Origin of the sequence: Lactobacillus sp. ESL0228 (genome assembly GCF_003692825.1) — a bacterium.
In the GTDB taxonomy this organism is placed as follows: domain Bacteria; phylum Bacillota; class Bacilli; order Lactobacillales; family Lactobacillaceae; genus Lactobacillus.
In genome coordinates, this window is sequence record NZ_REHJ01000007.1 from 223,096 (window position 1) to 243,505 (window position 20,410).

Here is a 20,410-nt window from a genome sequence, read left to right on the forward strand (position 1 = left end):
AAAATTATTAAAGATAAATTCTTTTTTGTGGGAAAAGTAATTACCAACAAAGTTCTGTTTTACTTGAATTATTTAAATGAGGTTGCTATACTAAAGTTGTCGATTGAGGGATGTAAGATTTAGAACTTATAAATCTATGTTTCTCTTATATTTTTAGACAAAGCGGGACAAATAATGACAAATACAGGGTCATAATTGTCCCAGAGAAGGAGAGGTTAATGAACGCAGAGATTCCTGTGCTTGAGGCCCTCGTTCCTGATATGTTGAAAGTTTTTCGGCAACGATATCTTGTTTTAGAACAGATAGAGCTTCATGCACCTATTGGGCGAAGAAGTGTTGCTCAATCTTTAGGACTTTCTGAAAGAAATGTGCGAACAGAAACGGAGTATCTTCGTGATCTTGGTTTAATTGAAATCAAGAGTTTCGGCATGTTTATGACAGAAAAGGGTAAGAAGATGTTGCAAGATGCAGCACCGCTTGTTGATCGGTTGTTCAATGCTCGACAAACTGAAATTGATTTGGCGCGTAAGCTTGGTATTGAAAGAACAATTATTGTTCCCGGTGATAGCGATTTGCAGCAACTTGTTTACGAAAGAATGGGTGAAGAGCTTAGCTCAGCGCTAGATTTGCTTTTACCATTGGGACATTCAATTATTACTGTTCTTGGTGGTGAAGCACTTGCAAAATCAGCGGGCAATTTGTCTAAAAGTTTAGGTAGAAATCGACAATTATTGTTTGTGCCAGGTCGTGGCGCCTTGGGGGAGAATGTTGCTATTCAAAGCAACACTATCGTTCAGTTAATGGCAGCTAAGACAGGTGGTAAATACAAAACATTGTATTTACCAGAACAAGTTTCAAGAGAAGCTTATAAATCGTTAATTAGAGAATCAACATTTGCGGATGTTCTTGAAGATATTTCGAAAACAGATGTTGTAATTCACGGGATTGGTTTAGCTCACGATATGGCACGGCGTAGGGGATACGATTCAATTCGGTTATCTGAACTACGCGAGAAAAAAGTAGTTACCGAATGTTTTGGGTGTTTTTTCGATAACGAAGGAAAGATTGTCGACCGCGTGCAACAGGTTGGCTTGCAGTTTGAGAATCTAAATAAAATACCCCACATATTTGCTTTTGCTTGTGGTAGCCGAAAGGCCAAAGCAATCAAGGCTTATATGCCTAATGCTCCTCATCAAACCTGGTTAATTACTGATGAGGGTGCTTCAAAGAAGATTTTAAAGGAGAAATAATTCTCATTTAAAATAAATGTTGTTTACATTTCTTACATAGTTCTTAAGGAGGACTTTAGAATATGACAGTTAAAATTGGTATTAACGGCTTCGGTCGTATTGGTCGTTTAGCATTCCGTCGGATTATGGACTTGGGCGAAAAGACAAAGGATATTGAAGTTGTTGCAATTAACGACTTAACTACCCCTGCACTTTTAGCACACTTATTAAAATATGACTCAACTCATGGTACTTTTAACCATGAAGTTTCAGCTACTGAAGATTCAATCGTTGTAGATGGTAAGAAGTACCATGTATACGCTGAACCACAAGCTCAAAACATTCCATGGGTTAAAAACGATGGTGTTGACTTTGTTCTTGAATGTACTGGTTTCTACACAAGCAAGGCTAAGTCACAAGCTCACCTTGACGCTGGCGCCAAGAGAGTTTTGATTTCAGCACCTGCTGGTAATGACTTGAAGACTATCGTTTACGCCGTGAACGATGACACTTTAGATGCTAGTGACACAATTGTTTCAGCTGGTTCATGTACCACTAACTCATTGGCACCAATGGTTGATGCTTTGCAAAAAGAATTTGGTATTAAGGTAGCTACAATGACTACTATCCACGCTTACACTTCAACTCAAATGCTTTTGGATGGACCTGTTCGTGGTGGTAACAAGCGTGCTGCCCGTGCTGCTGCTGTTAACATTATTCCTCACTCAACTGGTGCTGCAAAGGCTATTGGTCTTGTTGTTCCAGAATTGAACGGAAAAGTTAACGGTCACGCACAACGTGTTCCAGTTACTGATGGTTCATTAACTGAATTGGTTTCAATTCTTGACAAGAAAGTAACTGCTGATGAAGTTAACTCAGCAATGAAGAAGTATGAAAGTCCTTCATTTGCTTACAACGATGACGAAGTTGTTTCAAGTGATATTGTTGGTATGACTGCTGGTTCAATCTTTGACCCAACTCAAACTATGGTAACCACTGCTGGTGACAATCAATTAGTTAAGACTGTTGCTTGGTACGACAATGAATACTCATTCACATGCCAAATGGTTCGTACTTTGTTGAAATTTGCTACTCTTTAATCTGTAAATTAATTACTGTTAATTAAGTAGTAAAAGAGAAGGCGGAGGGAAATTCTTCCTTCCGTCTTTTTTCTTAAAATAAAATAATTAAGTTATCGGAGGATATAGATGGCTAAATTAATTGTTTCCGACCTTGATGTAAAAGATAAAAAGGTTTTAGTTCGTGTTGACTTCAATGTACCAATCAAAGATGGCGTGATTGGTGATGACAACAGAATTGTTGCTGCTCTTCCAACTATTAAATACATCATCGAAAATGGTGGTAAGGCTATTTTGCTTAGTCACTTAGGTCGTGTAAAGACTGATGATGATAAAAAAGAACTATCACTTAAGCCAATTGCTGAGCGCTTAAGTGAATTACTCGCAAAGCCTGTAACTTTTGTTTCTGAAAATGAAGGTCAAAAAGTTGAAGATGCAGTTAACAACATGCAAGATGGTGATGTTGTTGTTCTTGAAAATACTCGTTTTCAAGATATTGATAACGACTTTGGCAAGCGTGAAAGTAAGAACGATCCAAAACTTGGCGAATACTGGGCATCATTGGGTGACATGTATGTAAACGATGCCTTTGGTACAGCCCACAGAAGTCATGCTTCCAACGTTGGTATCGCTGAAGCCATGAAGAAATCTGGTAAGCCTGCAGCGGCTGGTTACTTGATGGAAAAGGAAATCAAGTTCTTAGGTGATGCTGTTGCTAACCCAGTTCACCCATTTGTAACTATTTTAGGTGGAGCTAAAGTTTCTGACAAGATTGATGTCATTACCAACTTGATTCCAAAGTCAGACCACATTTTAATCGGTGGGGGAATGGCTTACACATTTTTGGCAGCACAAGGTCATGATATTGGTAAGTCATTGTTTGAACCTGACAAGGTTGACTTGGCTAAGCAATTGTTAAAAGATGCAGCTGGTAAGATTGTATTACCAGTTGATAATGTTGCTGCAACTGAGTTTTCAAATGATGCAGCGCGTGAAGTTGTTGGTGATGATATACCTGACAACATGATGGGACTCGATATTGGTCCTAAGACTGTTGAAAAATTCAAGGAAATCTTGAAAGATGCTAAGACGGTTGTTTGGAATGGACCAATGGGCGCATTTGAAATGTCCAACTTTGCTGAGGGTACTCTTGAAGTTGGTAAGTCATTAGCTGAATTAACAGATGCAACAACCATTATTGGTGGTGGTGATTCAACAGCTGCTGCAAAGCAATTGGGTATTGCTCCTAAGATTACGCATATTTCAACTGGTGGTGGTGCTTCCTTACAGTATCTTGAAGGTAAGGAATTACCAGGAATTGCCTGCATTTCGGACAAATAAACTAGAAGAGAGGTTGATATAAATGCGTACACCTATTATTGCTGGTAACTGGAAGTTAAATATGAATCCTAACCAAGCGGTAGAATTTGTTACTGCAGTTAAGGATAAGTTGCCCCAAGCAAGTAAAGTCGAATCTTTAATTTGTGCACCTGCTGTTGATCTTGATGCTTTACAAAAAGCGGCTCAAGGTTCTGACTTACAGGTCGGTGCAGAAAATGCCTATTTCGAAAATGAAGGTGCCTTTACTGGTGAAACATCACCTAAGGTTCTAAAGGAAATGGGCATTAACTACTGCATTATTGGTCACTCAGAGCGTCGTGACTACTTCCACGAAACTGATGAAGACATTAACAAAAAGGCCAAAGCGTTGTTTGCTAACAACATTACGCCAATTCTTTGTTGTGGTGAATCACTTGAAAAACGTGAAGCTAACAAGCAAGAAGAATGGGTTGTTGGTCAAATTAAAGCTGCTTTGAATGGTTTAACTGCAGCTCAAGTTTCAAGCTTAGTTATTGCTTATGAACCAATCTGGGCAATTGGTACAGGTAAGACTGCTACTTCCGAACAAGCTGAAGAAATGTGTAAAACAATTCGCGACACAGTCAAAGATTTATACGATGACGAAACGGCCGAAAACGTTCGCATTCAATACGGTGGTTCAGTTAACCCAGGAAACGTGAAAGAATTAATGGCTAAACCAGATATTGATGGTGGTTTAGTTGGTGGGGCTAGTTTGAAGCCAGACTCCTACTTAGACTTAGTTAACTACCAAGACTAAATTAAAAAGATTAAAAAAACAGCTATTGTGCTAAGCAATAGCTGTTTTTGTTTATCCAAATACATGACAATAATGAAGTAACTAAATGATGAAAAATGCTTCTTCTCTATTTATTTTTTTAATTTTTTATAATATTGTTGCTTTTAATGTAGAGCCTAAGACTTTATAATGATAAATTATTATTTAATGAAAACGCCATATTGATGATTTACTTGAAGTAAAAACAAGGATTAAATATATGTTACGAAAAACAAAAATTCTTCTATATTCACTGATATCAATTATAGTAATTGTTCTATTTTTTGAATTGATTAGTTCCTCAGATAATAATTCAGTTCCAAACAGTAAAACAGTCATTGATGTCTATGACTCAAAAGTTGTTAAAAATTGGGATAAAAAAAATACTATTAAATGGAATAAAAAGCACAATAAAAAGAACTTTTTTAAGACCTTAAAGCATTTTTCTAAAGATAATCATATATCACTGGTTAAATTACGAACTGATAATTTTAATGGTCATCAAACTAAAATTGTTTATGATTTGGGAACAAAGACTAATAATTTTTCTCTTTATCAAAATAAATCCGTTAAAAAACTGACGAATAAGGATTTTGAACTAGAAGAAATATATGGGTTATATTGTACTAATGCTAATCCAACAGTATTAAAGCAACTTTTATCACAATTGCATACATTGGGAATGAAAGTGCACATAATTGATAACCCCTTATCAATCAAGTCTTTTCTGTTATCAATTTTAGCTGATCTTTCTACTACCAATTTACTTATTACTGCAAATATCATTGGCATTCTATTTATTGTCATGGTACTAGAAAAAGTTTATCGTTTTAAAGCTTATGCAGTTATGAAGATTAATGGTTTAAGTACTAATCAAATCATTATTACGGATTTAAAAGATGAAGCTGTAAGTCTTGTTTTGGCCTTCAGCTTAATTATTGGTGGAATACTTATTTGGAGTTTCTGCACTTTAACCCGTAGTAGCTTTAGTTTTTTCATACCGCGTTTGTGTGGGATTTTAGTGATATTATTTCTTGCCTTTTTTATTTTAAATCTTTTGTCTTATGTGGTTTTGGCCTTAATCAACCCATCTGCAGCAATAAAAGGAGCTGAACATACACGACCTTTTTTATTGATTGGTTATATCTTAAAAGCCGTACTTTTAATTTTGATTATAATTAATACGATTTCGTTATACAACAGCAATAAAACTTACACGAACGATGTTAAAATTATTGAAAAGTGGCGTGTAAAAAAGAATACATATTCTCCAATGCTCGTATGGCATATTAAAAACCACTCTGAAGATAGAAAAGTAGCTCGAATGGTTCATAGATTGGTAGTCCAGTCCTCAAGCGTGATTTTGGCTCACAATTCGCAAATTTATCAGCCTGCCCAACGGTCTACGAGCACTGATAATGGCAATGTTATTATTGCCAATCAAAATTTTATTAATCAAAGTGAATTCCATTTACAACCTCGCAAATCTAGCGACAAGCAAATTTTATTGTTAGTCCCTCGCAATCGCTTAGACCAGGTTAAACAAGCTAAAAAGCAGTTAAAAAGCTTTATTAAATTTCAAAATACTTTACCGAATTATTATCAAAAAAATTATTCACCCGTAATTCAGGTTATTCCGATTGCTAGTGATCAACAAATTTTTAATTATACTATTGGATATGAAATTTCATCATCAATATCAACCAATCCCTTAATTGTAGTTGTTAACGACAAGTTATTATCAGATGATTTTTATTCTGCCTCAGCAAGTCAAGGGATGGTTCAATTTCCTAATCTTAGCCAACTTAAAAGGTTGATTCAACATCTAGGATTAACTCCATATGTGATTGGGATAAGTAGTAAACAGGCACGATTAGATGATTATAATCGTAAAGCAAATAATGAATTAATCATGTTAACCATCATAACAGTTTTATCACTGTTCCAACTATCCTTCATTATTTTATTCGTGAGTTCAACTTTCTTGCAAAGTCAACGGCAAAAAATGGCAATTTATCGAGTATTTGGTAAATCGAATACCAAACTTGTTACTTCGTTCTTATTTATCAATCTAGGATGTGATTTGTTAATCGTTACCTGTATTTTGATAAAATTAAAGTATTTAACTTTGATGCCAATAGCTTTAACATATCTTTTATTAGAAGGTTTAATTATCTTATTAATGTGGCACTGGGCGGAGAAAAATTTATTAATTACGCTTAATCATGGGAATTAGGAGTTACAAAATGCTTGAAATCAAATGCCTTACTAAAAAATTTAAAGAAAAGACCATTTTTGCAGATCTTACTTGCCGTTTAGGAACTGGTAAAAGTTATGCAATTGTTGGTAAAAGTGGTGCCGGCAAAACGACTTTTTTGAATGTTTTAAGCGGATTAGAACCACCAACAGCAGGTACGGTTAGTTTTAATGACATAGTAATCAATTCCAAAAATCGAAGAAAATTATACCGTGAAGATTTTGGATTTATTTTTCAAAACTTTGCCTTAATTGATACGCAAACAGTTAAGAAAAACTTGCTACTTGGTCTGGCAAACCAAAAATTGGCTAAAGCTGAAATAGATATTAAGATGAGACAAGCTTTAGAACAGGTTGGTTTAGACAAGTTGCCACTTAAGCAAAAAGTATACACGTTAAGTGGCGGTGAACAGCAACGCGTAGCATTAGCACGAATCATTTTGAAAGAACCACAGGTGATTTTTGCTGATGAACCGACTGGGTCACTAGATTCAGAAAATAGTCAAATTGTTTTAAATACTTTGTTAACTGGCTTTGATCCCAAAACAACGATTATGATTGCGACACATGACCCACAGGTTTGGCGGCAATGCGATTATGTGATTAAATTAAATAATAAGAAAATTGAAATTGATAAAAGTGAGGATTAAAAATGAAAAAAATAGTTTTTTCAATTATTGCTAGTTTAGTTGTTTTATTTACTTCTCCATTTTTTATTCATAACCAATACACTGACTATCTTAATCCAATGATTAAGATGAGAGTTGATTATGCCAAGGTTCCTAAGAATACGCAAAAATATTACAATGTACAGGCGATTGACAAGTCGGGCAAAAAATTACCTTATAAGATAATTTATGTTGGCGGTTATGATCCAACCATGCAGTACATTGCGATTCATCATAAAGGGCAATATGTCAAAGTAATTGATTATATTGCTAAGAAGAAAATGCCCAAATTAACTGCTGTTAATAAATAAATTAGAACTTAACAAGTTACTGATATTGCTAAAATCTTACATTTTATTTTGAGGCTTATTAGCTTCTTTTATTTATTACCTATGATATAATCCAATGATAAAAGTTTTATTAGGAGACAAAACATGAAAAGTAAAAAGATTTTAACTGTGTTGGCAGCTACCACAATCGGTGTATCGACCGCTTCTAGCTTAATTGCTACAAAAGCACAAACTTTGCAAGCAGCTAAAATAAAACAAGGCAGAAGAAGCAAAGTAAATAAACGTACCAAAGCAGTTAAGGTTGCTTTTGGAAAATCCTATACATTCCCAGACTCATTGCAAGGTAAATGGTATAGTAAAAATTTATTAAGAATGGAACCATTAGATTTTCATCAAACCGGTTTGGGATTGCCTACTAGCGGAGAATATGTTAATGCAGTTGTCAGTGGTAAATTAAAGGGCATCAAAAAATCTCCTTGGCAAATGTCAAGAAAATGGCAGGAAAAGAATAAAGAAAAACTTGCTAAGTTCGTTCGCATCAGTGAAAAGAAGATAAACGGTGATAACTGGATTATTGTTACCCCAGTAAGTAACAAAACAATTGATAATAGTTATGCCTTTACTTCTAAAGTTGAAGAAATTGATGGTAAGAAAGAAACTGTAGTTTTTGAAGGTAATCCGCAAGCTGGTACAGTAATCAACCAATACTTTCGAACTAAAGAGCTTTCTGATAAATATGATCAGAAAAAGTTTGATGATATGACTTATAGCAAATGGATATTATTAAGAAGCGATAAGTAAATTTAATAGTTAAAGCCACAGATTGTAAAACAATCTGTGGCTTTATTTTGTAAGTGGAACTAATTGAAATAGCTTTTATTCAAAATCCAAATTTAAATCAACCAATATTTGAAGGTTAATGTTGAAAATAAAGTTTAATACTAGGTTTATTGGGACAGATAGCTGGATGCTTTTGTCATTAAGTAATTGAGCATTAAAATTTACAATTTTAGCTAATTGTCATATACTTATTATAGTTTACAAATGTAAACATAAAACAAAAATTAAGATAAAAAGGAGAAATTATCATGATAAAGATTATCATCTTACTTGCTGGAATAGCTATCATTTCTTTTATTGCATGGTGGTTTTTCGGAAAGCATACAGTGCAAACAAAAATGGCTGAAGTATCTAAGAATAAGCAAAGTGTTGATATTGCTGTCAAGGGCGGTTACTCTCCTGAAAAAGTGATTTTGAAGCGTGGGATTCCTGCAACATTAAACTTTAAGCGACTTGATTCTGCTAGTTGTCTTGATCATGTAATCTTCTCCGATTTGGGAATTAATCAAAAATTGCCTGAAGGAAAAGTTGAATCAGTTAAGATAGATACAACCAAAGCTGGTGAGTACAATTGGCAATGCAGTATGAATATGTTTCATGGCAAAGTTATTGTAAAGTAAATTTGCGGGAGATTTAATATGAAAATTACAACACGATTTTGGACGTCGTTAATCCTATCAATACCAATGTTGTTAGAAATGATCATTTATCCCTTCACGGGTTGGATGCTCCCGGGTGGTAATTGGACAATGTTTGTGCTTACAAGCATTATTATGTTTCTTGCTGCTGGTCAATTTATCACAAGTGCTTGGGCTTCTTTTTTAAAGCATCATGCCAACATGGATACATTGGTTGCGCTTGGGACATTAACGACTTACATTTATAGTGTTTATGCAATGTTGACGAAGCGACCGGTCTTCTTTGAAACGGCCGCTTTTGTTATTACATTCGTTTTACTAGGTCAAGTGTTAGAAGAAAAAATGCGTAGCAATGCTTCTAGTGCTATAAGTAAACTAATTAACTTAAATGCAAAAAATGCTCTTGTTAAACGTGGGCAAGATTTTATCCAAATTCCCGTTAGTCAAGTCGTTAAAAATGATTTAATACAGGTAAAACCTGGTGAAAAAATTCCGGTTGATGGAAAGATAATTTCAGGTTCATCAAATATTGATGAGTCAATGATAACAGGTGAAAGCATGCCTGTGACAAAGACAGTTGGTGACAAGGTAATCGGAGCAACAATCAACCAAACAGGCTCGTTTGTTTTTACAGCTGAAAAAGTTGGTAATGATACAATGCTTGCTCAAATTATTGCAATTGTCAAAAAGGCACAAAGTAGTCATGCTCCAATACAAAAATTGACAGATAAAGTTGCCAATATTTTTGTACCAACTGTATTAATTATTGCTATTGCTACTTTTGTTGTTTGGAATGTCTTCTTAGGACAAGACATTCCAACTGCACTTAATTATGCCGTTAGTGTAATGGTAATTGCCTGTCCTTGTGCCCTAGGCCTGGCTACACCAACTGCTTTAATGGTTGGAACTGGCCGGGGAGCCAAGATGGGAATTTTGATCAAAAATGGTGAAATTCTTGAAGCTGCTAATCATATTGGAACAATGGTTTTTGATAAAACTGGCACGTTGACCGAAGGTAAACCTGAAGTAACTGATCTAATTGGTAACAAGCAACAGGTAGTGCCAATTGCTGCTGGATTAGAAAAGTTATCGGAACATCCACTGGCGGCTGCAATTATTACCTATGCCAACAAAGAAAAGATAGTACCTGCAGTTGTTAGTGACTTTCAAGTTCTAGAGGGACGCGGCGTTTGTGGTAAAATTGGGACTGAATCTGTCTACATTGGCAAATTAATATCTGCTGCTAATTTGAAAATTTCTGTAAGTTTGGCCAATGAGGCAGAGAGATTAGAGACAGCAGCTAAAACGGTTGTTGCTGTTTCAGTTCAAAATGAAGTCATTGGCTTAATTGCAATTCAAGATGCGCCAAAAAAGAACGCAAAAGAAGCGATTAGTGAGCTTAAACAAATGGGTTTGCAAACCGTAATGTTAACTGGTGATAATCAAAAAGTAGCACAGTCAATTGCCGAGCAAGTCGGCATAAATCGGGTAATCGCTGGTGTCTTACCCACCGATAAGTCAGATGTTATTAAAAAATTGCAAGAAAAACACTATGTGGCTTTTGTGGGTGATGGAATTAATGATGCGCCCGCATTAACACAAGCAAATGTTGGAATTGCAATGGGATCCGGTACAGATGTGGCAATAGATGCTGGTGGCATTATTCTAATGAATAATGATTTACTAGCAGTTGTTCGTGCACTCAAGTTGAGTCGGAAAACTTTTCAACGAATAAAACTCAACTTATTCTGGGCATTTATTTATAATGTTTTAGGCATTCCGATTGCCGCTGGAGTTTTTGCCGGAGTTGGTTTGGTTTTAAGTCCAGAGATTGCGGGTTTGGCAATGGCCTTTAGTTCATTATCAGTTGTTATTAGCTCGGTTTTGTTAGGCAAAAGCAAAATATAAATATTTAAGTGATAATAAAAAGCGAATACTGTTAAAGTATCCGCTTTTTTATTAAGCCATTTTTTAGTTTAAGTTGAAAAAGTAATAATTTACTTAATTGTATTTATGATGTCTGGTCTTTAAAACATGTTTGCTTTGTACGATATAAGTTATAATTCCAATTATTAACCAAATTATCGTAACTAAAATACTACTGCGTAAATCAGCATATTTAAACTTAATTAAATTGATAGGACCATAAAAAGGGAAAAGTAGAGCAATTTTTTCTAGCCATTTGGGATAGGCCGAAATAGCCACCAAAATTCCGGCTACTAGACTCATCACCGAGCTGATAAGATTTGACAGAAAATATGGGTCATTCATTTCCCAACTAATGGCCCAGGCAGTAAAGCCTAAAATTATGCCAAATAAACATAATAATGGTAAAACCATGATAACGCGGTTAATAATTACAAGTGGTGCACCAAAAATTAGGGCAAGGGCTAAGTTAGATGTTGCTAGAATAAAGCCAACTATCAAAGCCACAAAAATTTTATTTGTCCAGTAACGAAAGCTAAAGGGCCGTTGAGCAATCATTTCATAGTCAATTCCTAAGTTGGCGTCGGTAATTAGTGATTGGGTCATGGTTGTCATTGAAAGATGAGTGGCATCAATGGCAATTGATGCCAAAACGATGGACCAGTCAAAGTGCCCAGTATATTGCGCATTAATTAAAACTAAAAGTAGCATATCAACAAAAGGCGTGATAAAAAAGTAGACTAGGATAGTGCGCCAATTTGCCAAAAATGATAATGATGAAAATTGTGTTTTAAGCATCAGATTAAATTTAATTCTCCCTTCTTACGTGCTAACTGGTTAATTTTTTTAACCATTAAGATTATTAAAAAAAACCAAATTATTAAACTAGAAAAATAAGCCGACCAATTAAGGGTTGAACTAGTACCAGTTAAAGCAGCAATTGGAGTTGTCATGGGAATAAACCACTGGGCAATTTTTATAAGTGGTCGCAAAAAAACAGGATTTCCAAAGAGTCCCGAAAGTAGAACAAGTGGTGTACCAATCAAACTTTCATAAGTAATTGCATTGGGAGTGAGGGTAAAGAAAGAGGCAATAAAAATTCCCATAGTTGCCATGGCTAGCCATAATAAAATAACAGTTAAACTAAACTTGAAAGTAATTGCGCCAGTTGTAACCCCTAAAAGTTGGGCAAGAAACCAAGCTAGCGGAAAAGCTGCTAAGCCATATGTTGAAGCTGGCAATAATAAGGCAATTAAAGATAAGCGTTCATCGTAAGCGTTATTAATTAAATAAGGCAAAGTTCCCTTGTATCTTTCAAAGCCGATACTGCCAGCAGCTGTGGTACAAGAAGACCACATGCCAAAGATTGCACTTTGTAACCATATACTAGTGTTGGTTAATTGATGATTGGCATAGGCGAGTGTGTATTGCACCAAAAAGATGGACAGGGTACTCGTCAAAGTCAAAGTAACAAAATATTGATCTGACAGATATTCTTTAAAGTGAAACCAAAACAGGCGGATAAATCTCATATTATTTCCTCCGCAATTCTGGTGCTAAGGCTAAGTATGATTCTTCTAAAGTGGCAGGGCGATCGATATGGGTGACCCGTGATTCTTTAACAATATCAGCAACTGTTCCAGTTGAAAAAATTCGTCCCGCGCCAATTAAGATAATTTGGTCGGCCAAAGCTTCCACTTCAGACATGGTATGGCTGGTTAGTAAAATACTGATTCCAAAATCAGAAAGATTTTTAATTGTATCGCGAATGCTTTTAGCAATTTCGACGTCGAGTCCGCTAGTTGGTTCATCCAGTAAAAGAAGATGTGGGTTACCTAAAAGCGCTCGCGCAATATGCAGACGTTGCGTCATACCTTTAGAAAATTGCCCGACCTTTTTCTTCGCCACGTTGCTTAAATTAACAATTTCTAGTACGCGAGTGATTTCAGCTTTTTGCTGGCGATACGGTATTCGAGCCAAATCGGCAAAGAAAGCAAGATTTTGGGCGGCGGTTGCCCGATGGTAAAAACCGAGATCACCGCCAAAAGAGACACCTATATGCGGGTGATGGGTTGTGCCAATAATATTTTGACCATTAAGCAATACTTGTCCCTCGGTTGGCAGTAAATAGCCACCAATAATTGAAACAATCGTTGTTTTACCAGCACCATTAGGACCAAGTAAAGAAACAATTTGTCCTTTTTTAATGTTAAAAGATATATCTTCAAGGGCGTGAAATTTTTCATTCTTGCTATGATAAATCTTTTTTAAATGTTTTACTTCTAAAATATTTTCCAAAATAAATTCTCCAAAATTAGTTGTAAATTTAAGTGTCACTATTAAGGAAGGGTGACATCATGATTTTACAGGTTAATTTGAAGATTTGTTGATGATTTACATTAAAGCTATGTTAAAATTATAACATAAAAATATTATTTTGCTATTTAAATTAAGCAGTTTTTTATTTTGAGGTTTTAAAATGACTTCTCTAAAATATTTACAGCAAGTAACCGTTGGTCAAGTTGACCAAAATCAGTCGGTTAAGCTGGTTAAATATAACAATAAATGACCCTAATTTTTTCAAATTGAAAGGGAAAAAATTCAACAAGCTTTAGGTTCGACGGCTTTAAAAATTGAGCATATTGGTTCTACTGCCGTTACGGGACTTATGTCTAAGTCCATTATTGATATTTTATTGGTTGTTCTTAATCCTAGTGCTGAAGCAAGTTATGCTTTTCAATTACAACAAGCTGGTTATACTTTACGAATTCGGGAGCCGGAATTTCAAGAGCATTGAATGTTTCTTGGCATTGATCCTGATGTACACCTTCATGTATATGGTCCGGATAGTCAAGAAGCTAAAGACTTAATCCTCTTTCGTGATTAGTTAAGAAAAAATGATACCAATCGGTTAAAATATCAAGAATTAAAACAAAAACTAGCAACACGACGCTGGCCAACGGTTCAAGATTATGCTGATGCAAAGGGACCATTGATATATAAGATTAAGCAACGAGCAATTAATAATTGTATGAAAGATTGAATGATATAAATGATGATTAAAATAAAGAAATATTAAAAGCCAGATCCTAAATTATATTGGATCTGGCTTTTAAAAACAACTTCTTTTCTTTTAAGCTTAATCAACCGATTTTAATGCGTCTAGCATATCAAGATTTTTCAGTTTACTATTCACTATAAAGCCTAGAATAATAGTGATAATACCAATGACACCTAAAGGCCATAAAAAACTTGAAGCAGAAAGTGCCGGATTAAACATGACATTGGCAGGTGGAACAACGTAAAGAATATAACGATAAAGTAAATCGCCAGTTAGATAACCTACTAAAATCCCTATTCCCGTTAGTAAAATTGTTTCTCGATAAATATACATCGTGACTTCTTTATCATAGAAACCTAAAACCTTAATTGTTGATAATTCGCGAATGCGTTCAGCAATATTTATATTGGTTAAATTATACAAAATAACAATTGCCAAAAGTCCTGCTACTACAATTAAGACCAACATAATCATGTTTAAAGATTGAACGACAACATCTAATTCTTGGCTAATAGCAGTATTTTGAACTACCCCGATAACACCAGTCAAATTCATAAATTTAGCTGCCATTTTCTTAGTATTCTGGCGACTACCGTCATTAAGCTTAACTAGGTGTGCATTTGCTTTGTACCTTGAGCTAAAAATTTTTTCGTACTGTGTTCGATCCATGAAAACAAAATGTCCCATGTACATTTCAGTGATATCTGCGACTTTCATAGTGCGCTGATGGTTATTTTTATCAGTTAAAGTAATGTGATCGCCTTTAGTGACATTTAATAAACTCGCCAAGCGCTCAGAAATAACAACACCATGATTTGTTAGTGAAATTGGACGTTTAGATTGACGATCGTCTAAATGAACATAATTTTTGAGTTGTTTACTTGAATTAGGAGCAATCAAAGTAATATCTTGCGTATCAGCATTTTCCCCCGCTACTTTAGACATGGATTCATAATAAACTGATATTTCAGATTTAATATTAGAACCATGCAATCTAGAATTGAGATCTTGTTTCTCTTGAAGCGTAAGTGGTGTTTTTTGAGCGACGATCATGTTGTAATGAATTAACCCAGAAAACTGCCGATTATTCATATTACTGATTGAATTTTTGACAGCAAAACCTGCAAAAAGTAAAGTTGCAGATCCGCAGACACCAAAGATAGTCATTAGCATTCGTTTTTTATACCGAAAAATATTTCGTGCGGTCACTTTATGCGTAAAACTTAAATGATTCCAGATAAATGGAAAATGTTCAAGTATAATTTTAGCACCTACTGCTGGTGGTTTAGGCAGCAATAAAGCTGCTGGCTTTTCACGAAATTCATTTTTAGCTGTCAAATATGCCGGTAAAACGGAACTAATCCATGATAAGATTAATGCAACTAAACTAATTTGCCAGTGGAAATGCTCCTCAATTGGAGGGATTGTAATCGATTTATAGTAGGCATGATAAACGATTTGGGGTAATAAAGTATGCCCCAAATATACACCAATAATTGTTCCAATTGTGCCAGAAAGAAAGCCATAACAGATAAACTTATTGATAATGACATAATCGTCATAGCCAAGTGCTTTAAGTGTACCTGAATTAATTCTTTCTTCATCAATAAAACGATTCATAGTGGTGAAAGTGACCAAGGCAGCAACAAAATAAAGAAAAATAGGGAAGACCTTTGCTAAATCTTCAACTACTTGCGCTACAGTGGTATACACAACATTGCCTTCACCGCCTGGAACTTCGCGCCTATTATAAACATTGTAAGATGGCAAATTAAGATTATTTAATTGTCTGTTGGTGTTAGCTAATTTTCTTTTACCAGCTTTAATTCTAGGCTCAACTTCAGCAGCTTTTTGATCAAGAATTTGTTTCTTCTTTTGTAATAGCTTTTCTTTTGCTATTAGCTCTGCTTGCACTTGTTGCATTTCTAATGAGGGGTTTTGTTTTATTTGAGCAGTTAAAGTGGCTTTTTGTTGCTTTAATTGGTTTTGAGCTGCGTCAAGTTCCTGACGCCCTAATTGAAATTTTTGTTGTGTATTATCTAACTGACTTCTTTTTAGTTGAAGTTCTTTTTCAACAGAAGTAATGATTCGACTCTTTCGCTTAGAGGCTTCACTTCTCAGGATACTCTGTAATTCTTTTTTATGACTGCTGACTTTATTAGTATAATCCTTGCCATAAGAGTCCAATCTATTTAAATCTTGATAGGTCAAGTTGGCAATTGTATATACCTTATGGTTAAATGCTGTAGGCATAACGACGCCAAAGCCTTTTAACTCTCCCGTACCACTACTACTTTGTCCCAAATTTACATTCGACAAGATTTGACTGGAGCGTACAAAACCAACAATTTTAAAACGTCTTCGTTTTAGTAAAGTAAAGCCAAGAATATTTTTCTTCTCAGAAAAAGAAACTATTTGACCTAATCTGAATTTATTTGAGTAATGATCAGCTAAAGCAATTTCATTTTTGTGTTTTGGTAAGTATCCCTTAGTTATCTGGTATTTTCCGATTTTACTTGGCTTAGAAAAAATCCTAAAACTGTCATCACTATTTTTCAAGACAGTGTCTGTCATATAGCCAAATTCGACATCTTTTAGTCCTTTAACTTGACGAATTTTCTTTGTGTCCCCTTGATCAAGACCATAGTTACTAATAACAGTTAAATCAGGAGTATTTAATTTTTGCGCGTAATGATTTCCAGTAGATCGCATATCTGGACCAGTAACAAATAAACCAACTAATGCAAAAGCACCAATCATCATAAGACCAACGATTGATAGAAATTGCCCCTTCGTATGAGCAATTGACTGCCAAAAATTTTTCCAAATTATTTTTTTCATAATTGATCATTTCTACCATTTAATATTAGCAATATTTTCTGGATGAGCATTGTGTTCGATTTTAGTAACTTGTCCATCGTGAAAGTGTATTACGCGGTCAGCAATAGGTGCTAATGCACTATTATGTGTAACAATTACAACCGTAGCACCGTTGTTACGACTCATATTAGCAATTATTTGGAGAACACTTTTGCCGGTTTGATAATCAAGTGCACCAGTTGGTTCGTCACAAAGTAGTATCTTGGGATTTTTAGCTACAGCACGAGCAATTGCCACTCGCTGCTGTTCGCCACCTGATAGTCCAGCAGGAAAATTATTGATACGATTTTTAAGACCAACATTGATTAATGTTTGAACTGGGTCTAAGGAATCAGATACAATTTCGGAAGCTAGTTCAACATTTTCCTTGGCAGTTAAATTTTGAATTAAATTGTAAAATTGAAATACAAACCCAATATCATTACGACGATATGCTGTTAATTGTCGTTTATTGTAGTTGGCAATATTTTTTCCATCAATTATCACGTCACCTGATGTATTAGTATCCATTCCGCCTAAAATATTCAGCATGGTTGATTTACCAGCTCCCGAAGCGCCTAAAATAATAGCTAATTCACCTTTTTCGATTGAAAAACTAACATTATTGTTTGCCAATATTTCTGTCTCACCACTATGATAGCGCTTGAAATTGTGGCGTACTTCGATATAATTCATGAAATTTGTCCTTTTTATCTTTATTAATTTATAGTTTAGTGTTTAGTCTGCTTGCTTTAAATAACTTTCTAACACTTGTAAGACACCCATTTCATTATTGCTTGGTGCTTCATATTTAGCAATTTTTTTAAGACGTTCGTCTGCATTTTCCATTGCGTAACTGTAACCAGCAAGTTCAATCATTTCCTGGTCGTTCATTCCGTCACCAAAGGCAATTAGTTCTTCAGGGTTAATAGCAAAGTAACGTAAGAAATATTTAATTCCTTGGCCTTTGTTAACATTGCTTGGCATTACATCGATATTATCAAATCCGCTAGTTGTACAATGAATTCTTTCGGGATTGTTTTGATTAAATTTTCGTTCAAGTTCATTAGCCAATTCTGAGGAGCATTTCAACGTGAGTTTAGTTAGACTATCACTGGTAGGAATATCCCTTAGATCCCCAATATCAATGGCATTGGGATAAAAGAAATGCATTAAATTTTTAAATTGAATTGGAGCTTTTTTGTTAACATATGCTCGTTCTAAGCCACTGGCTGCAATATTAATTTCTGGATAATTTGTCTCAATAAAATTAATCAACTTGATTCCAGTGCGGTAAGTAAAAACATGTCGTGAAATAATTTTATTGTCTTGAGTTAAAATTGAACCATTGTCAGCGACAATATCAATTCGATCTAAAAAATCATAAAAGTCTTGTCGTAAACGAGATAATGGTCTCCCGCTTGAAACAATAAAGTGAACATGATGCCTGCGCAAGTCAGTTAGAATTTTTTCAAATCTTTGATGATCAAATTCTTTTTTATCATTTTCAAAGGTTCCATCCATGTCAACTGCTACTGCTTTAAAAGGAATTTTTGTCATTATATGCTCCTTATTACTTTTAAATATATTATGATGAATTTTTTGTCTAAATGCAAAAAAACAGAGTCATTATGATGAATCTGTTTTTATTTTATACACTTAATTTTTATTTTTTATTGGATTTCTTTTGCCTACTAGCCAGCATATCAGAATAGCAAATACAGTTTCTAAAATAATTAAAATGATATTAATTCCCACTTTAATTTGACCTATATTGATATTAGAAGAACCAAAAAGCTTGCTATTTCCGCCTAAATATAGGTCAAAGACAATAGATCCAATAACTAATACAAAAATTGTTATCCATTGCTTACGATTAAAAGCGATACCGTATTCTTCTTCACGTTGCCTGATGCTTGGTAGTATTACTCCGAGACCAATTAAAACAACTACAGCAATAATATTAATAATCAATTCATACCACCAATAGCCGCTGAACTGCTTTATGTCTTGTGGAGCAATCCCTAAAATTGTGGCAACGGCAGTAACAATAAACAAGAATAGTCCCGCTAAATAGCCGATCTTGTCATTTTTCAAAAAAACATAATCAGACGGGAATTTTTGAGAATTTTTCCTTATTTGCATAAAAGAAAAGAAAATCCAGCAGGTAACACCTGGAGAGATGATCCCATTGAGGTTGAGCAACCAGTTAAAGATATCATTCATATCTGGTAGGAAAATCCCTAGGAGCATTATAAAGGCCGATAATGTCACGGTTAAGATATAGCCATTGATTGGTAAACCATTTTTATCTTTTTTCTGTAGAAAGTGCGGCATATATTTGTCGCCAGTATCTGAGATTAACATTCTGGTCATTGCATCAAGTAAAACGGCAAGTAGCGCGGCATTGTAAAAAACAGATGTCCAAGCCCAAATGTATAGCAAAGACTTACCCCAACCATATTGTTGACCAACCATATCGAAAACATAGTAAGCTCCGTTCATTTTTAAGTCGTTGGGAATGTGGTAACTATTAAAGTAAATTCCAAGAGCAAATGAACCAAATACAGTTAAGAAAATTGTCATAAGTGCGAGAGCTACCATTGCCTTAGGAAAATCGTTTTTAGGCTTTTTCATTTGTGTTACATAAGGAGCAACTAATTCACAACCGTTGAGTGCATAAATTAGCATAGCTATTGTGGTCCAATAGTGCATATCAAATTTAGGAATCAAGGTATGCCAGGTGAATGGTTGTGTTGCCATGTGACCACCTGATTTAGCTAATCCTAAAAATGCCAAAAAGACAAACATTAATGTCATGATTAGCATTAATCCACCGCCAATCGTTGATAAAACTTCCATTGACCGTGAAAAATAATGTTCAACAAAAATAAAAATAATAAACATGGCAAAAGTCATTAATGCAAACTTGGTATTAGAAATTTGGTTTTGAAATTTCTCTGATCCAGTTAAAGCCCAACCAAGGTCAACAATAATTTCATTAGCCGAGTCTACTGCATAGGGGATTGAAGCTGCCCAATATGTCCAAGCAGTAAAATAGCCAAGAAATTCTCCGTTTGTTCCGCGAACCCAAGAAGACAAACCACCGCCTTCTTTATTAAAAACAGAACCTAACTGACCAACCATTAATGAGTACGGAATAACATAAAAAATACACATAATAATCCAAGAAGTAACGACTGGCATGCCCTGATTTTGGAAATTATACATGATATCATCAAGACCGATTACCGTACAAAAGGCCATTAAGGTTAAAATTGGCCAAGATATATATTTTTTATTTGAATTTATTTCCTCCACTAGTTTATCTCCTTCTAAAAACCATTATTTTTATTTTACTAATTAATCTTGTTATTGACTAGATAAAATCTGAAATTATTATTAATGGTAGCTCTAATCCGCAATT

19 protein-coding genes are annotated in these 20,410 nt (G+C 34.7%); 12 read left to right on the plus strand and 7 right to left on the minus strand.

Features of this window, described 5'->3' with window-relative positions; all coding sequences use genetic code 11:
• Positions 1 to 218 precede the first annotated feature (218 nt).
• From F5ESL0228_RS02985 to F5ESL0228_RS03030, 10 genes are all read left to right on the plus strand, one after another.
• Positions 219 to 1,250 (plus strand): sugar-binding transcriptional regulator, encoded by a 1,032-nt coding sequence (locus F5ESL0228_RS02985; protein ID WP_122017990.1) that lies wholly within the window; start codon positions 219 to 221, stop codon positions 1,248 to 1,250.
• 62 nt (positions 1,251 to 1,312) lie between these two features.
• Positions 1,313 to 2,329, plus strand: a complete 1,017-nt coding sequence (gene gap, locus F5ESL0228_RS02990; RefSeq protein ID WP_122017991.1) for a type I glyceraldehyde-3-phosphate dehydrogenase — start codon at positions 1,313 to 1,315, stop codon at positions 2,327 to 2,329.
• Positions 2,330 to 2,437: 108 nt separating this feature from the next.
• On the plus strand, positions 2,438 to 3,649 hold the full coding sequence (gene pgk / locus F5ESL0228_RS02995) for a phosphoglycerate kinase (RefSeq protein WP_122017992.1): 1,212 nt from the start codon (positions 2,438 to 2,440) through the stop codon (positions 3,647 to 3,649).
• A gap of 22 nt (positions 3,650 to 3,671) precedes the next feature.
• On the plus strand, positions 3,672 to 4,427 hold the full coding sequence (gene tpiA / locus F5ESL0228_RS03000) for a triose-phosphate isomerase (RefSeq protein WP_122017993.1): 756 nt from the start codon (positions 3,672 to 3,674) through the stop codon (positions 4,425 to 4,427).
• Between the two features lie 238 nt (positions 4,428 to 4,665).
• Positions 4,666 to 6,681, plus strand: coding sequence for a hypothetical protein (locus tag F5ESL0228_RS03005; RefSeq protein WP_122022803.1), 2,016 nt, complete (start codon positions 4,666 to 4,668; stop codon positions 6,679 to 6,681).
• A 10-nt stretch (positions 6,682 to 6,691) separates the two neighbouring features.
• Positions 6,692 to 7,351, plus strand: a complete 660-nt coding sequence (locus F5ESL0228_RS03010; RefSeq protein ID WP_122017995.1) for an ATP-binding cassette domain-containing protein — start codon at positions 6,692 to 6,694, stop codon at positions 7,349 to 7,351.
• A gap of 2 nt (positions 7,352 to 7,353) precedes the next feature.
• Positions 7,354 to 7,680, plus strand: coding sequence for a YxeA family protein (locus tag F5ESL0228_RS03015; RefSeq protein WP_122017996.1), 327 nt, complete (start codon positions 7,354 to 7,356; stop codon positions 7,678 to 7,680).
• Positions 7,681 to 7,803: 123 nt separating this feature from the next.
• Positions 7,804 to 8,460, plus strand: coding sequence for a hypothetical protein (locus tag F5ESL0228_RS03020; protein ID WP_122017997.1), 657 nt, complete (start codon positions 7,804 to 7,806; stop codon positions 8,458 to 8,460).
• 287 nt (positions 8,461 to 8,747) lie between these two features.
• Complete coding sequence (locus tag F5ESL0228_RS03025; protein WP_122017998.1) at positions 8,748 to 9,119, plus strand: cupredoxin domain-containing protein; 372 nt, start codon at positions 8,748 to 8,750, stop codon at positions 9,117 to 9,119.
• A gap of 18 nt (positions 9,120 to 9,137) precedes the next feature.
• On the plus strand, positions 9,138 to 11,045 hold the full coding sequence (locus F5ESL0228_RS03030) for a copper-translocating P-type ATPase (protein WP_122022804.1): 1,908 nt from the start codon (positions 9,138 to 9,140) through the stop codon (positions 11,043 to 11,045).
• Positions 11,046 to 11,138: 93 nt separating this feature from the next.
• Here F5ESL0228_RS03030 and F5ESL0228_RS03035 read toward each other — a convergent pair whose 3' ends face one another.
• From F5ESL0228_RS03035 to F5ESL0228_RS03045, 3 genes are read right to left on the minus strand one after another with little or no spacing between them, the layout of a single operon-like run.
• Positions 11,139 to 11,861, minus strand: a complete 723-nt coding sequence (locus F5ESL0228_RS03035) for an antibiotic transporter permease (protein WP_122022805.1) — start codon at positions 11,859 to 11,861, stop codon at positions 11,139 to 11,141.
• Positions 11,861 to 12,595 carry an ABC transporter permease gene (locus tag F5ESL0228_RS03040; protein WP_122022806.1) on the minus strand — a complete coding sequence of 245 codons (735 nt, stop codon included), beginning with the start codon at positions 12,593 to 12,595 and terminating at the stop codon, positions 11,861 to 11,863. The genes F5ESL0228_RS03035 and F5ESL0228_RS03040 overlap by 1 nt, the downstream gene beginning before the upstream one ends.
• Position 12,596: 1 nt before the next feature.
• A complete protein-coding gene (locus F5ESL0228_RS03045; RefSeq protein ID WP_122022807.1) occupies positions 12,597 to 13,361 on the minus strand; it encodes an ABC transporter ATP-binding protein in 765 nt (254 codons plus the stop codon).
• Between the two features lie 286 nt (positions 13,362 to 13,647).
• Between F5ESL0228_RS03045 and F5ESL0228_RS03050 the strand changes: the two genes are divergently transcribed.
• Both F5ESL0228_RS03050 and F5ESL0228_RS08420 read left to right on the plus strand, forming a co-directional pair.
• Positions 13,648 to 13,860 carry a GrpB family protein gene (locus F5ESL0228_RS03050; protein WP_122018003.1) on the plus strand — a complete coding sequence of 71 codons (213 nt, stop codon included), beginning with the start codon at positions 13,648 to 13,650 and terminating at the stop codon, positions 13,858 to 13,860.
• The gene (locus F5ESL0228_RS08420) at positions 13,861 to 13,950 is read left to right on the plus strand and encodes a GrpB family protein (RefSeq protein WP_147441034.1); all 90 of its coding nucleotides are present in this window, start codon (positions 13,861 to 13,863) and stop codon (positions 13,948 to 13,950) included.
• Positions 13,951 to 14,202: 252 nt separating this feature from the next.
• Here F5ESL0228_RS08420 and F5ESL0228_RS03060 read toward each other — a convergent pair whose 3' ends face one another.
• The 4 genes from F5ESL0228_RS03060 to F5ESL0228_RS03075 form a co-directional block, all read right to left on the minus strand.
• Complete coding sequence (locus F5ESL0228_RS03060) at positions 14,203 to 16,965, minus strand: ABC transporter permease (RefSeq protein WP_122022808.1); 2,763 nt, start codon at positions 16,963 to 16,965, stop codon at positions 14,203 to 14,205.
• A gap of 12 nt (positions 16,966 to 16,977) precedes the next feature.
• The gene (locus F5ESL0228_RS03065) at positions 16,978 to 17,679 is read right to left on the minus strand and encodes an ABC transporter ATP-binding protein (protein WP_122022809.1); all 702 of its coding nucleotides are present in this window, start codon (positions 17,677 to 17,679) and stop codon (positions 16,978 to 16,980) included.
• A 42-nt stretch (positions 17,680 to 17,721) separates the two neighbouring features.
• Positions 17,722 to 18,543 (minus strand): Cof-type HAD-IIB family hydrolase, encoded by an 822-nt coding sequence (locus tag F5ESL0228_RS03070; RefSeq protein ID WP_122018006.1) that lies wholly within the window; start codon positions 18,541 to 18,543, stop codon positions 17,722 to 17,724.
• A gap of 99 nt (positions 18,544 to 18,642) precedes the next feature.
• Positions 18,643 to 20,250, minus strand: a complete 1,608-nt coding sequence (locus F5ESL0228_RS03075; protein WP_369916842.1) for an APC family permease — start codon at positions 20,248 to 20,250, stop codon at positions 18,643 to 18,645.
• Positions 20,251 to 20,410: the final 160 nt, after the last annotated feature.